We start from the raw sequence: 13,993 nt of genomic DNA, 5'->3' as shown, positions 1-13,993 counted from the left end.
GGCGCATGCTTGCCGGGCGCAAGGCTTTTGCGCCATAAAGCCTCAGTGCACACAAGACGGGACATCAAAATGGACGGCGTAACGGTCATCGATCATCCTCTGGTTCAGCACAAGCTGACGAAGATGCGGCAAAAGGAAACCTCGACGGCAGGCTTCCGGCGGCTTCTGCGGGAAATCTCGACATTGCTCTGCTATGAAGTGACCCGCGATCTCGAACTGACCATGGAAACCATCGAAACGCCGATGACGACCATGCAGGCGCCGGTTCTCGAAGGCAAGAAGCTGGTCTTCGCCTCGATCCTGCGCGCCGGAAACGGGCTTCTGGAAGGCATGCTCGATCTGGTGCCGTCGGCCCGCGTCTCCCATATCGGCGTCTACCGCGACCACGATACGCTGGAAGCGATCGAATACTTCTTCAAGGCGCCCGAAGATATCGGCGAGCGGCTGGTGATCGTGGTCGATCCGATGCTCGCAACCGGCAATTCCTCGATTGCCGCCATCGACCGGCTGAAGGAGCGCGGCGTCAAGAATATTCGGTTCCTCTGCCTGCTCGCAGCACCGGAAGGTATCGAGAATTTCCGCAAGGCCCATCCCGATGTCGCGGTCTATACCGCCGCCATCGACAGCCACCTCAATGAAAAAGGCTATATCGTTCCGGGCCTCGGCGATGCCGGCGACCGGATGTACGGCACGAAATGACGATTTCGGGACGGGTTCGAGACGGGTTCTGGCACCTCTGCATGAACCCGTCCCGCCTATCGCTCAGAGCTTGAGCCGATATCGCACATAGCCGTCGGCCTCGTCATAGCTGTCATAGAGCTTACGGGCGTTCGCATTGTCGTGGTTGGTGTGCCAGTAAAGGTTGGACCAGCCGTCGCGCTTGCCTGTCGCGATCAGATCGTCGATCAGCGCCCGTCCAATGCCCTTGCCGCGATGCGCAGGGCCGACAAACAGGTCTTCCAGATAGCAGACGGGCTCCACAGACCAGGTTCTGGGATGGAGAACGCGCGTTGCAAAGCCGGCAACCGCGCCATCGGCGACCGCAAGGCGCGCGTGAACGCTGCTGGTCGGATCGATGATCCGGTTCCAGGTCATGGCCGTCACGGCATCATCGAGCTCTGTCTCGTAGAATGCCAGATATCCATTCCAAAGGGCACGCCAGTCTTCCCTGTCGCCCGGCGCCGCATCGCGGATGACCAGACCGCTCATTCCCCTGCCTCCTGCAGGAGCTGCAGATGCTCGGCAGAAAGCATCACCTCGGGCGCCCGGATCAGGCTTTCCATCTGCTCAAGCCTGGAGGCGCTGGCAATCGGCGCCGTGACGCCGCGCCGCGTCATCAGCCAGGCAAGCGCGATCGCGGCCGGCGCTTCGCCGGTCTCGGCACTCACCTTTTCGAGCGCTGCGAGGATGCGCCTTCCGCGATCGTCGAAATATTTCGCAACGCCACCGCCGCGCGCGGTTCCGGCGGCATCGTCGGCGGATTTGTATTTGCCCGTCAGGAAGCCGGATGCGAGGCTGAAATAGGTGATCACGCCGATGTCATGGTCGACGCAGAGATCGGCCAGCGGCCCCTCGAAGGATGAGCGCTCGTAGAGATTATATTCCGGCTGCAGCACGTCATAGCGCGCCCGGCCGGTATGTTCGGCAACCTTCAGCGCCTCGGCAAGCTGGGCTTCATCGAGATTGGAGGCGCCGATCGCGCGTACCTTGCCCTGTTCCCGCAGCCGCGTGAACGCGCCGATGGTCTCGTCATAGGATGTGTTTTCATCCGGCCAATGGGCGAGATAGACGTCGATATAGTCGGTCTGAAGCCGTTTCAGCGATGCCTCGACAGCTCTGGAAATCCACTGTTCGGAAAGCCCTTTCTGCCCGTCACCCATGTCGGAGCCGACTTTTGTGATGATCACCACATCCTCGCGTTGCACGCCACCGCGCTTCAGCCATTTGCCGATGATCGTCTCGGATTCGCCGCCCTGGTTGCCATCCACCCAGCGCGAATAGACATCCGCTGTGTCGATCGCATTGAAACCGGCATCGACAAACCGGTCGAGAAGGGCAAACGAGGTCTGCTCGTCAGCCGTCCACCCGAACACGTTGCCGCCGAAGACGACAGGAGCGATGGCGATATCCGTGCGGCCCAGGATTCGTTTATGCATGTTGTTCTCCGGCTCGTGAAATTGATATCTCCTGTCAAGATAGGCCCGCCTGCGTTGAATGCAAACCGGGTGAGGCAATGCTTGCGCTACCCGGATCGGGTTTTTATGCTGACACCGAACAGGTGAGGAAACTTCATGCTACGCTTTGGAATCATATCGACGGCCAAGATCGGCCGTGAACTCGTCGTACCGGCCATTACCGATGCGGAAAACTGCGTGCTTTCGGCCGTTGCCAGCCGGGATCTCGGCCGCGCGCGCCAGATGGCGGACCGCTTCGGCGCGCCGCACGCCTTCGGCTCCTACGAGGAAATGCTTGCAAGCGACGTGATCGATGCGGTCTACATTCCGCTGCCCACCTCGCAGCATGTCGAATGGGCGATCAAGGCGGCGGATGCCGGAAAGCATGTGCTGGTCGAAAAGCCGCTGGCGCTGAAGGCAGAGGATATCGCCCCCGTCATCGCCGCGCGCGACCGCAACAAGGTGCTCGTCAGCGAAGCCTACATGGTCACCTATACGCCGGTGTGGCGCAAGGTTCGTGATCTTCTTTCGGAAGGCGCGATCGGCGATCTGGTTCAGGTGCAGGGCGCCTTTACCTATTTCCTCCGGGATGCGACCAATATGCGCAACATTCCCGAGCTTGGCGGTGGCGGGCTGCCCGATATCGGCGTCTATCCGAGCGTCACCACCCGGTTTGCAACCGGCAAGGAGCCTGAGCGCGTACAGGCGACGGTGCGCTACGACAAGGAATTCGGCACGGATATCTACGCCTCGGTCCGCGCGGAATTCGAAGGCTTCGAGTTGAGCTTCTATATCTCGACCCAGCTTGCCAACCGCCAGACCATGGCCTTCCATGGCACGGACGGGCTGATCGAGGTGGTCTCTCCCTTCAATGCCGACCGCTGGGGCGAGGAGACGGTTCTGCTCTCCAACCGCGGCCACAACGAAACGAGGGCGTTCCGCTTCCAGGACAGCCGTCAGTATGTGCGCGAGGTCGAGGCATTTGCGCGCGCCGCCATGGGCGAGAATGAAGCCGTGTTCGCGCTCGAGGATTCGGTGCGCAACCAGCGCTTCATCGATGCGATCTACCGGGCCGGTAAAGCCGATGGCGGCTGGACCGAGGTCTGACCGCCAAAGGCCGCTTCTTCTTCAGGCTCAGGAAAATGTCTCCGCCGGGGTGACCGGCGGCGGCACGATGATGAAGGCGGAAAGGCTTGCCGGCAGAAGCGCGTCTTCGGCAAGCCGAAGGTTCACGTGGAATCCCGGAACGGGCGCAAGCGCGGGCTGTTCCGAGGCCTCCATGTCGACGCGCCATTCGACCGTCCCGGCTAAAACGACGCCGTCGCAGCCAGCGCCCACCGCCTTGATGGCCGTCATGCCGTCCGGCAGGCCGGTGTCGAGACAGGCGATGCGGCCGTCTTCGTCGGGCGGGATGATCGCTCCGGCCGCCTGGAGCGCCGCCAGCGCTTCCGCATGGTCGGCGAATTTCAGGAACACATCATGCATGGGGCACCGCCTTTGTCTGAAGATCGGCATCTGTCATCCGGAAGGGCCAGATCACGAGCTGGTCATACCAGCCATTGGCGAAACGGTCGGGCGACGCCGTTTCGTCCCGGCCGATATAGGCCTTGGTGAGGGTGGCATTAAGCTGAGTGGCAAGCGATTGCGGTGGGCTGGCGTTGTAACTGCCCGACCTGATCGGCCCGGTGCGGTCGATGCTGATCGCCACCCCGAAGCTTGACGTCGGTTGGGTTACGCCGGATTTGATGATCATCGACGGATCAAAGCGCAGATCACCCGTCTGGTTCAGCGATATGATCGGAAAATAGTCCTCCGCGCCCATCAAGCGCATGGTCCCGACACCGGAGAGATTTTGTCCCTGCAACAGCACGCTCGCCGCGCTTCGGCGCAGCAAAGCGACAACAGGTGCCGCCAGCTGCGCCTTGTCGGCAGGGCGTGTGACGGCGCTGCCTGCCGTCGCAATGTAGGAGGTTGGACGCGGTCCGCTCTCAAGCTGGGCGCCAAAGATCACGACTTCCTCGACACCCGTCGGGGTCCAAGATTCAGCTGAGGACGCTGTTCCTGTTTGATTGAGGCCGAGCCAGATGGTGCCAGAGGCGGCAAGCGTATTGGCGCTGACGCTGACGCGATAAAAGCCGCTTGCCTGCAGCTCTATCGTTCCCGTTGCGCCTGCCGATGCACGCGAAACCACTCCGTTCTGCAGGTCGAAACAGACGAAGAATGAACTGGCGCCATCGAAGATGCGTGCGAAGAACCACCGATGGTTCCGATGTTTCACAAACAGGGAGAGGGAATGGACGCCGGCGCTGACAGGCGTTGAAGCCGTTGTGTAGTGCGCCCCTGTCGCCGTCGTGGCAACCAGCCTGCAGGCGCTGTTTGCAATCCCGTCCGGTCCGACCTGATCGGCGATCGTCGATACGCGCCCCTTTCCCCAACCGGCGCCTGCAAAGTCGGAGCTGGCCGGCAAGAGATTTGTCGCCGGCCCCTCCAGCAGCAATTGCCGCCGGCCATTCGTGTAGTCGAAACGCGGATGATCGGCCGGCGCCGTTTTGAGGAGGCCATCCGCATCGACGTAAGTGGCCGCTCCGGGGCGGGTGATGCTCAAAAGGCTGGAAAGCGGTTTCGTCTCCAGCGTGTTCAACAGCGCAGCGGGCGCGGTGGCGATCTCGGTTGCCACGGTCAACGCGTAGCGCTCCTTGGACAGATCCAGTAAGGCGGCCGGGCCGTTGTCAGCGCCGCCGCCCGCAGGCGATGCCAGGTAGAAAGGCGTCTGCCAGAAGGATGAGGCGCTTCTCCCGCCAGGCACCGCAAGCGAGATGCCGATCATCAAATCAGCCCCACGAGAGCTGCAGCCGTGGTGCCGGTGGAAAGCACATGGCTGACGCGGATGGGAAGAATGGTGCCTGCAGCCACATTCTGGAAGGTTACCGTCTCGCCCGCGGCAAAGGTAACGGCAAGGTCTCCGGCCGTGCCGACATAGATCGCACGGGTAACCTCCTGAACGGGCGCTGCGTCATTGGCGGCAATCGGGAAGCCGTCATAGGCCGGGCTGGTGAGCGTTGCGTGGCGCGATGCAAATCTGTCCGTCATGTCGCTTCTCCTTGGTTTGCGCTGACTGTGACAATTCTGGCGCCGGGCGCGGCGAGGGGGATTTGCGGGGAGAAAAAACGTTCCGTTGTGCAACGGAAAGCAGGATCGGCTACACTCATTCCATGAGCAATCTCTTCGAGGCCGAATCGGCCACAAACCTTACGGAATTTACGGTTTCGGAGCTTTCCGGATCGATCAGGCGCACCGTTGAGGATCGCTTCGACCGCATTCGCCTGAGGGGCGAAATCTCCGGCTATCGCGGACCACATTCCTCGGGTCACGCCTATTTTTCCATCAAGGATGAGCGCGCCCGCATCGATGCCGTGATCTGGCGCGGAGTGTTTTCGGGCCTCAAGATCAAGCCGGAAGAGGGCATGGAGGTTATTGCCACCGGCAAGGTCACCACCTTCCCCGGCGCATCCAAATACCAGATGGTGATCGAGGCGCTGGAGCCCGCGGGCGCCGGCGCGCTGATGGCGCTTCTGGAAGAGCGCCGGCGAAAACTGGCGACCGAGGGCCTCTTTGACGACGCTGCCAAGAAGCCGCTTCCCTTCATGCCGCGTGTCGTCGGCGTGGTGACATCGCCGACAGGCGCCGTCATCCGCGATATCCTGCACCGCATCACCGACCGTTTTCCCGTTCACGTCGTGGTCTGGCCGGTGAAGGTTCAGGGCGAGGGCTCGGGCGATGCGGTTGCCGCCGCCATTCGCGGGTTCAACGCTCTCGGGCCCGATGATGCCGTCCGCAGGCCGGATGTGCTGATCGTCGCGCGCGGCGGCGGCTCGCTGGAGGATCTCTGGAGTTTCAACGACGAGGCCGTCGTCCGGGCGGCCTATGAAAGCAAGATCCCGCTGATCTCGGCCGTCGGCCACGAGACCGACTGGACGCTGATCGATCACGCAGCCGATTACCGCGCGCCGACGCCGACGGGGGCTGCCGAACGCGCGGTTCCGGTGAAGGCCGATCTGGTCGCCGACCAGGCAAGGCTTGCCGCCCGCCTTGCCAGCGCTGCCTCCCGCCTGATGGATTATCGCCGCCAGACGCTTGCGGGCCTTGCCCGCGGTCTGCCCTCTCTCGATCAGCTTCTCGCTTTGCCGCGCCGGCGCTTTGACGAAGCCGGGCTCAGGATCACGCGGGCGCTGGAACTCAACACGATCAACAAGCGCCGGGCCTTCGAACGCAGCGCCTCGGGTCTCTCATCCACGCCACAGCGCTTGATGATGATGATTGCGCGCGATCGCGACAAGTTGGGGGTGCTTTCGAGACGATCGGCAACGGCGATCGACAGTGCACTCAAGGCCCACCGCGCCGCCATATCCGGCCAGGAGCGCGTCCTGAATTCGCTGTCCTATCGCAATGTGCTGGCCCGTGGATTTGCGGTCATCCGCGATCAGGACAACAGACCGGTCTCACGCGCTGCAGCCCTTGCCGCCGGCGCGCCGGTCGAGATCGAGTTTGCCGATGGCAGGGTGAAGGCCGTGACGGGAGAGGGCGGAGCGTCGTCCGGGGCCCCGACGCCGTCCAAGCCGAAGAAAAAGGCCAGCGGCCCTTCCAAGCCGCCGACACAGGGAAGCCTGTTCTAGATCGGCGAAGGCCTCAGGCAGCCTTCGCGAGCGCATCATGCGCGGGTTTGTCCCGCGCATGAAGGTCTTGTGCCGGCGCCCGCTGATTTCCGGGCTGGCATGGCGCTTCGCCTATTCGGCCCACTCGCCGCCGCGCATGACCGGCGTGGCGTTGCCATCGGCGTCGATGCCGTCGATATCCACCTTGTCGGACCCGATCATCCAGTCGATGTGGATCAGCGATGAATTGCCGCCGCGCGATGCGATCTCGTCGGGCGACAGCGCTGCGCCATTCAGGAAGCACTTCGAATAGCACTGGCCGAGCGCGATATGGCAGGAGGCGTTCTCGTCAAACAGCGTGTTGTAGAACAGGATGCCGCTTGCCGAGATCGGCGAGGAATGCGGCACCAGTGCCACTTCGCCAAGCCGGCGCGCGCCTTCGTCGGTGTCGAGCACCTTGTTCAGAACAGCTTCGCCCTTGGCGGCCCTGGCGTTGACGATCCGGCCCTCGCTGAATTCGACGCGAATATCATCGATCAGCGTGCCCTGGTGCGACAGCGGCTTGGTGGAGGAAACGTGGCCCTCGACCCTCAGCCGGTGCGGCGTGGTGAACACTTCCTCGGTCGGAATGTTCGGATTGCAGATGATGCCGTTCTTGGCCATCGATGCGCCGCCGTGCCATTCATGGTCATCGGCAAGGCCGATGGTGAGATCGGTGCCGGGACCGGTATATTTCAGCGCGGAAAAGCGCTTGGCGTTCAGCCATGCGGACCGGGCATGGAGATTGTCGTTATGCTCGCGCCACGCACCGACCGGATCGGGACGGTCGACGCGCGATGCCGCAAAGATCGCCTTGGAAAGCTTGGCAACGGCGATCGGATCGGGATCGTCGGGAAACACTGCCTTTGCCCAGGCAAGGGTCGGGTAGGAAACGATGGTCCAGTTGATGTCGAAACCGGCGATCTTTTCCAGTGCCGGCTTGTAGGCCGTGGACATCGCCCGGTTGGCGCGCGACACCTTGTCTGCATCCTGCGCCGAAAGCAGCATCGGGTCGTCGCCTGCAATCGCAAGGCGGGCGGCGCCATCGGCAAAGGCCTTTCCCATGCCTTCGTATAGCCAGTCGGCGGCCTTGTCGAAGCTTGCTTCATGGCCGTTTTCGAACCGCTCCAGCGTCGCTTCCGGATCGGAAAAAAGGGTTGTCACCACTCCCGCTCCGGCCTTGTAGGCATGGCGGCTGATCAGGCGGGTGAGAGGCTGCGCCTCCAGCGGCGCGGTCATTACCAGGTCCTGGCCCTCTGCCAGGTTGAGCCCGACCTTGACTGCCACTTCGGCAAGCTTTTCAAGCTTTTCCAGATCGATCGGATGGTTAAGCCGTGTTGAAACGTTCATCGTCGCCTCGCATGGAATTGAATGTGTCGCGTTCTGTCTAACGCATTTCGAAGCCCGGTGAAATCACCGCAAGGGCAGGGCCATGGCCGAAGCGGCGTGATGACGGGAACACTCAGTGTTCCACCGTCTCCTCGTCGGCAGGGTTCACCGTGTGGCGCGTGATCAGCGGCATCTGGCAGAGGGTGAAGAAGATCGTGATCGGCATCGTGCCCCAGACCTTGAAGTTCACCCAGAAATCGGCCGAGAAATTGCGCCAGACCACCTCGTTCAGGATTGCCAGGAACACGAAGAACAGGCCCCAGCGGAAGGTCAGCTTGCGCCAGCCTTCATCGTCGAGCTTGAAGGCGGAATGAAAGACATAGCCCAGCAGCGAACGCCCGAAGACAAGCCCGCCCAGCAGCACGGCCGCAAACAGGCCGTTGACGATGGTCGGCTTCATCTTGATGAAGGTTTCGTCCTGCAGCCAGATCGACAGCGCGCCGAACACCATCACCACCGCGCCGGAAACCAGCGGCATCAGCGGCACGCTGCCGAGCACGATGCGCGAGCCGACCAGCGAGATCACGGTGGCAATCATGAACAGGCCCGTTGCCACCAGAAGCGGCGTGCCGAATACTGAAAGCACGGGAAAGGTCTTCAGCAGCCATTCGCCGCGGAAATTGGCAAAGAAGAACACCAGCAGCGGGCCGAGTTCGAAGGCGAGCTTCAGGAAGGGCTCTTCCTTTTGCGCAGTCGTGAGTTTCTTGGTTTGCTCGGTCATGGTCCCGCCGGATGGATTGGTCAGTGTCGTAATTGGCCTGTCGGCTGCGCCTCATCAACCCCAAAAGCGGCGAATTTGGGTTTATGTGGCTGAAAAACGGCTTCTGTCGGTCGCGTTCAGCCAGCCGGACAAATGCGCACGCACTGGAGCGGCCGCTCTTCAGTCCTGCTCTTCCACCTGCCGTCCGGCAATCGCCTCGGCAAATTCGGCCGCCTCGAAGGGCTCGAGATCGTCGATGCCTTCGCCGACGCCGATGAAATAGACCGGCAGCTTGTGTTTCGCGGCGATCGCCACCAGGATGCCGCCGCGCGCCGTGCCGTCGAGCTTGGTCATGACGAGGCCGGAAACGCCCGCGACATTGCGGAAGATCTCCACCTGGTTCATGGCGTTCTGGCCGGTGGTGGCATCAAGCGTCTGCAGCACGGTGTGCGGCGCGTCGGGGTCGAGCTTGCCCAGCACACGCACGATCTTGGCGAGCTCGTCCATCAGCTCCGCCTTGTTCTGGAGACGGCCGGCGGTGTCGATGATCACGACGTCGGAGCCGTTTTCCTGCCCGCGCTTGAAGGCGTCATAGGCAAGGCCTGCGGCATCCGCGCCAAGCTTGGTGCCGACGAATTCCGCGCCGGTGCGCTCCGACCATATCTTCAGCTGCTCGATGGCGGCCGCACGGAACGTATCGCCCGCCCCAAGCGTCACCTTCAGCCCAGCGCGCGTCAGCTTCGCCGCAAGCTTGCCGATCGTTGTGGTCTTGCCGGTGCCATTGACGCCGACGACCAGGATCACATGCGGCTTGTGCGAGAGGTCGAGCTGCAGCGGTTTTGCCACCGGGGTCAGCACCTTGGTGATCTCGCCCGCCATGATGCGGACGACATCATTGCCGCTGACATCCTTGCCATAACGCTCGGACGAGAGCGTATCGGTGATCCGCATAGCGGTCTCGACGCCGAGATCGGCCTGGATCAACAGGTCTTCCAGCTCCTCCAGCGCATCCTCGTCGAGCTTGCGCTTGGTAAAGAGCGCTGCGATCTGGCCGGAAAGCTGCTGCGAGGTGCGAAACAGCCCGGCGCGCAGGCGCTGGAACCAGGAGGCTCGCTTTGCCGGCTGCGGCTGCGGCGTCTCGACCTTCGGTCCGGTGACGATTTCGAAACCCTGGTTGCGGATGGCGGGCTGTTCGGCAGCGGGCTCTTCCTCAGGCTGTTCTTGCGGAGCGCTGGCCTCGACCGGCGCTGCTTCCGGAGGCACCACAGCTTTCGGTGCTTCTACAGGCCTCTCGATGGCTTCAGTGACTGTCGGAGCCGGCGCCTCAGGCGGCGTCTCCGGTGCGGTCTCTTCCCTGCTGCCCGGTCCCACCACGCCGCCAACAATGCTGTCATCGTCCCAGGGGTCGATGCTGTCTTCCTCGGCGGGCGTTTGCGGGGCGGCGTCCGCCTCCGTCAGGCGGGCGTCTTCAGCCGTCTTTTCGGCCGACGTGGCGTCTGCTTCAACGGCTTCTTCAGGCGAAACCGGTTCCTCGGGTTTCTGCTCTTCCGCGGCCTGTTTCCTGCCGAAGCTGAAGACGTTTTTCATGAAGCCAAGGGCCATGGGAATTTTTTCCTGTTTCGGGCCGGTCGCGCACCGGCCGCAAGCATGTTGCCCCTATATCCGTGTTGCGGAGGAGGCTTGTCAACGCGCCGCACGGTAAAACCGGGCTCAGACGGGGGCAAATTCCGCCGTCAGCCGCTTGCCGTCATGGCCGGTGATGCGTGCGCTCACGAACCGGCCGGGCTCAAGGCCAGCGGTCCGTACCGGGGTGAAGTTCTCGCTATGGCCGTTTTCGCCGCGTTCGGTCAGCACCGTTACCGTCGCACCGGTCATGGCTTCGAGATGGCCGGCCTTCAGCCGTTCGCCGGTCTCGCGCAGCCGCCGCGCCCGTTCCTTCACCACCACCCGGTCGAGCTGCGGCATCCGGGCGGCAGGCGTGCCGGGGCGGGGGCTATAAGGGAAGACGTGAAGCTGGGCGATATCGGCCTCTTCGGCAAAGCGCACCAGATTGACGAAATGGTCTTCCGTCTCGGTCGGAAAGCCGGCGATGAAATCGGCGCCAAAGGCGATGCCGGGGCGCAGTTCCCGCGCCTTTGCGATAAAGGCCAGCGCATCGGCCGACAGATGCCGGCGCTTCATCCGCTTCAGCATCAGGTCGTCGCCATGCTGCAGCGACAGATGAAGGTGCGGCATGAAGCGCGGCTCGTCGGCGAGAAGATCGAGGAGATGATGGTCGACCTCGATGCTGTCGATCGAGGAGAGCCTGAGCCGGGCAATCTCCGGCACCTGTTTCAAAAGCGTCTTTGCAAGCAGGCCGAGCGAGGGTTGTCCGGGAAGGTCCGCGCCGTAGGAGGTCGCGTCAACGCCGGTCAGCACCACTTCTCGGTAGCCCTGTTCCGCAAGCGTGCGGGCCTGATCGATCACCGCACCCATGGGAACCGAGCGCGAATTGCCGCGGCCATAGGGTATGATGCAGAAGGTGCAGCGGTGGTCGCAGCCATTCTGCACCTGCAGGAAGGCGCGGACATGCCCGTCAATGCTCTCGACCATCTGCGGCGCGGTCTCGGTCACGCTCATGATGTCGTTGACGATCAGCTTTTCTTCCGCCGAAACGCCAAAATCCGGCAGCGCGCGATAGTGATCGGCGACGAGCTTTTCCGCGTTGCCGAGCACCGCGTCGACCTCGGGCATCGCCGCGAAACGCGCCTTGTCGGTCTGCGCTGCACAGCCCGTCACGACGATCCGCGTCTTCGGGTTTTCCCGGCGCGCCCTCCGGATCGCCTGCCGCGCCTGTCGCACCGCCTCGCCGGTCACCGCGCAGGTATTCACCAGGATCGCATCCTCAAGCCCCGCTTCGTTCGCGGCCTTGAGCATGACTTCGCTCTCATAGGTGTTCAGCCTGCAGCCGAATGTCAGGGTTCGGACGGTCATCTGTCTCGGGTTCCGGTTCGCCCGCTATATGGCGCAGTCGGCCGCCAAATGAAAGGCCGTCAGTAAAACCGCCAGAGATTGATTGCGATTGTCGCGGCATCAAAAGGGAAGCTGAAGAGCATCGGCAGTATTCCGACCCCGCCGAGCGGAAGAGCGAGAAAATTCGCGGCGAACACGAACAGCAACAGCCGGCGGCGCTCGGGATAGGACTGCATGGATTTCAGATTGATCGCCTGCACGACGATGAATGTCAGTATCAGCAGCTCTGCCGTGAAATACTGCAGCACGAAGGATCTGGTCTTTTCGGCGTAGAGCGGGTCTGCCGCGCCGTCTGCCACCGCGCCGAGAGGCGCTGTGGCCGCCATCTGCACCCAGAACCCGATGCGGCGGATAAAGAGCGTGAAGACGGCCGGAATGATGAAATTGGCCCAGAATAGCGTCCTCAACGCCGGATCGATCGTTCTGGCCTTGCTGACAAGCGTTTCTATGAACGGCTCATCTCTGCGGCGTGCGTGGTCGAGCCGGGTTCTGATATATGTCGAAAGACGTTCTGAGGGGCTCGCCATGGCTCTATGGTCTCACAGAATGAACTGGCCGCCCGTCAGCGTCAGCAGCAGTGAAAGGGGTGATAGGGCACCTGAGCGCGCAAGCATCCAGCTCTGCGGTATGATGTCCGTCCAGACGGGCAGGATGTTGAACAGGGCTGGAATGAAACCGCAGATGCCGGTCGGCAATGCAAGGAAATTGAGCGCAAAGATCGCAAGGAAGATTGTTCCCCCTGCCGGATAGCAGCGTGCGGCCTTGAGGTTCATCCACTGAAGCGCTGAAAAGCACACCAGTCGCACCGCAATGTCCACGATCACAGCGGTCTTCAAGAACGGAAAACCCTTGTCGATCGTTTCCCCGAGATTGCTGATCGAGAAAATCGTGCGCGAAACCAGAAAATAGAAAAGCGCAGGCAAAACGAAATTGATCAGGAAGAACGCAATGGCCGGCGCTGACGGCTGCGAAAGCGCATGACCAAACACGCCGCCGTGATGCCGGGTCTCCTCTTGGAGAGTGTCGTCACTGTCAGCGCTGCGGTTGATCACGGTGCCCTCTTGTTCGCGATATCATACGCGAATTCTGATCAGAATATACATCTAAGGTTGCAGCCAGGCGCGTGTCCAATCCCCGGTCTCGGGGTCAACGCTTCCCGCCCATTCGCGCTCGGCAGGCCCGGTCATGATCACGTGGCCGTCTTCCTCACGCCAGTCGATCTCAAGCGCACCGGCGGGGAGGTAGACGGTGACCTTGCGTCCGGTTCGGCCGGTGCGCGCCGCCGTCACGGCGGCAGCGCAGGCGCCGGAACCACAGGCAAGCGTCAGGCCCGCACCGCGTTCGAAGGTTCGCAGCGACAGCGACGATGGCGAGGTGACCTGCGCGAGCGAGATATTGGCACGCTCGGGAAACATCTTGTGATGCTCGTAGCGGGGGCCAAAATTCAGGATATCGTAGCTTTCGACATCGCGGGGGACGAAGAACACCGCGTGCGGATTGCCCATGGAGGCGGCCGAAAAACGCTGCAGCGCCGGGTCGCCTTCATGCGGTTCGGGAAGGGCGATATGGGTCGTGTCCCCGGGCGTGCCGGCAAGCGGGATCTTTTCCCATGCAAATTCGGGCGGTCCCATGTCCACCGAAATCCGGCCATCGCCGAAATGGTCGGCAACCAGCCGCCCGGCAATCGTGCGGAAGTCGAAATGGCTGCGGCCATCGCCGGCATGGAGATACTCGACGACGCAGCGCGTGCCGTTGCCGCAGGTCTGCGCCATCGAGCCATCGGAATTCAGAATGTCGATCCAGCCGTCTGGCGCGTCCTCGCGCGGATCGTAAAGCGCCATGATCTGGTCGAATGCGGTGTCGGGATCGGAGTCGAGGCGCATGGCAGCCTTCGGGGTCACCTTGTCGTTGCGGCCGCGCATGTCGATCACAAGGATCTTGTTGCCAAGCCCGTTCATCCGCATCATCGGCGCAAGATTGTCGCGGTCCGCCATCGTCGGCTCTCCGTTGCTGTCAGCGCAGCTTAT

The 13,993-nt window shown here is 62.4% G+C and carries 15 protein-coding genes; 3 read left to right on the top strand and 12 right to left on the bottom strand.

The genetic code is table 11. The features are described 5' to 3' along the window. Positions 1-69: 69 nt before the first annotated feature. Positions 70-699 (top strand): uracil phosphoribosyltransferase, encoded by a 630-nt coding sequence (upp, locus tag HPQ62_RS08170; protein WP_174802056.1) that lies wholly within the window; start codon positions 70-72, stop codon positions 697-699. Positions 700-762: 63 nt separating this feature from the next. Here upp and HPQ62_RS08165 read toward each other — a convergent pair whose 3' ends face one another. Together HPQ62_RS08165 and HPQ62_RS08160 are read right to left on the bottom strand one after the other, a co-directional pair. Beyond that, a complete protein-coding gene (locus tag HPQ62_RS08165; protein WP_174802055.1) occupies positions 763-1,209 on the bottom strand; it encodes a GNAT family N-acetyltransferase in 447 nt (148 codons plus the stop codon). Next, positions 1,206-2,156, bottom strand: coding sequence for an aldo/keto reductase (locus tag HPQ62_RS08160; protein ID WP_174802054.1), 951 nt, complete (start codon positions 2,154-2,156; stop codon positions 1,206-1,208). Before HPQ62_RS08160 ends, HPQ62_RS08165 begins: the two co-directional genes overlap by 4 nt. A 135-nt stretch (positions 2,157-2,291) precedes the next feature. Here HPQ62_RS08160 and HPQ62_RS08155 point away from each other — a divergent pair, with 135 nt between their 5' ends. Continuing rightward, positions 2,292-3,281, top strand: coding sequence for a Gfo/Idh/MocA family protein (locus HPQ62_RS08155; RefSeq protein WP_174802053.1), 990 nt, complete (start codon positions 2,292-2,294; stop codon positions 3,279-3,281). Between the two features lie 27 nt (positions 3,282-3,308). On the opposite strand, the gene HPQ62_RS08150 is transcribed toward HPQ62_RS08155, so the two are convergent. From HPQ62_RS08150 to HPQ62_RS08140, 3 genes are read right to left on the bottom strand one after another with little or no spacing between them, the layout of a single operon-like run. Further along, positions 3,309-3,659, bottom strand: a complete 351-nt coding sequence (locus HPQ62_RS08150; RefSeq protein ID WP_174802052.1) for a hypothetical protein — start codon at positions 3,657-3,659, stop codon at positions 3,309-3,311. Then, entirely contained in the window at positions 3,652-5,001 is a 1,350-nt protein-coding gene (locus tag HPQ62_RS08145; RefSeq protein WP_174802051.1) for a phage head spike fiber domain-containing protein, read from the bottom strand. The genes HPQ62_RS08150 and HPQ62_RS08145 overlap by 8 nt, the downstream gene beginning before the upstream one ends. Beyond that, entirely contained in the window at positions 5,001-5,264 is a 264-nt protein-coding gene (locus tag HPQ62_RS08140) for a spike base protein, RCAP_Rcc01079 family (protein ID WP_174802050.1), read from the bottom strand. The genes HPQ62_RS08145 and HPQ62_RS08140 overlap by 1 nt, the downstream gene beginning before the upstream one ends. A 122-nt stretch (positions 5,265-5,386) precedes the next feature. Here HPQ62_RS08140 and xseA point away from each other — a divergent pair, with 122 nt between their 5' ends. Beyond that, positions 5,387-6,847, top strand: a complete 1,461-nt coding sequence (gene xseA, locus HPQ62_RS08135) for an exodeoxyribonuclease VII large subunit (RefSeq protein ID WP_174802049.1) — start codon at positions 5,387-5,389, stop codon at positions 6,845-6,847. A gap of 111 nt (positions 6,848-6,958) precedes the next feature. Here the strand turns inward: xseA and HPQ62_RS08130 are convergent, their stop codons facing one another. The 7 genes from HPQ62_RS08130 to dapF form a co-directional block, all read right to left on the bottom strand. Further along, complete coding sequence (locus tag HPQ62_RS08130; protein WP_174802048.1) at positions 6,959-8,215, bottom strand: aminopeptidase; 1,257 nt, start codon at positions 8,213-8,215, stop codon at positions 6,959-6,961. A gap of 112 nt (positions 8,216-8,327) precedes the next feature. Beyond that, a complete protein-coding gene (locus HPQ62_RS08125) occupies positions 8,328-8,975 on the bottom strand; it encodes a septation protein A (protein ID WP_174802047.1) in 648 nt (215 codons plus the stop codon). Positions 8,976-9,134: 159 nt separating this feature from the next. Beyond that, a complete protein-coding gene (ftsY, locus tag HPQ62_RS08120; protein WP_174802046.1) occupies positions 9,135-10,556 on the bottom strand; it encodes a signal recognition particle-docking protein FtsY in 1,422 nt (473 codons plus the stop codon). Positions 10,557-10,664: 108 nt separating this feature from the next. Continuing rightward, positions 10,665-11,927, bottom strand: a complete 1,263-nt coding sequence (mtaB, locus tag HPQ62_RS08115) for a tRNA (N(6)-L-threonylcarbamoyladenosine(37)-C(2))-methylthiotransferase MtaB (RefSeq protein ID WP_174802045.1) — start codon at positions 11,925-11,927, stop codon at positions 10,665-10,667. A gap of 59 nt (positions 11,928-11,986) precedes the next feature. Next, positions 11,987-12,493, bottom strand: coding sequence for a hypothetical protein (locus HPQ62_RS08110; RefSeq protein WP_174802044.1), 507 nt, complete (start codon positions 12,491-12,493; stop codon positions 11,987-11,989). A gap of 12 nt (positions 12,494-12,505) precedes the next feature. Continuing rightward, positions 12,506-13,018, bottom strand: a complete 513-nt coding sequence (locus HPQ62_RS08105) for a hypothetical protein (RefSeq protein ID WP_174802043.1) — start codon at positions 13,016-13,018, stop codon at positions 12,506-12,508. Between the two features lie 51 nt (positions 13,019-13,069). Beyond that, complete coding sequence (dapF, locus tag HPQ62_RS08100) at positions 13,070-13,960, bottom strand: diaminopimelate epimerase (RefSeq protein WP_174802042.1); 891 nt, start codon at positions 13,958-13,960, stop codon at positions 13,070-13,072. Between the last annotated feature and the right edge of the window lie 33 nt (positions 13,961-13,993).

The organism is Martelella limonii, assembly GCF_013344475.1.
Classification (GTDB): Bacteria; Pseudomonadota; Alphaproteobacteria; order Rhizobiales; family Rhizobiaceae; genus Martelella; species Martelella limonii.
The sequence above is the reverse complement of the archived record's forward strand: the minus strand, read 5'-3'. Positions and strand labels throughout refer to the sequence as shown.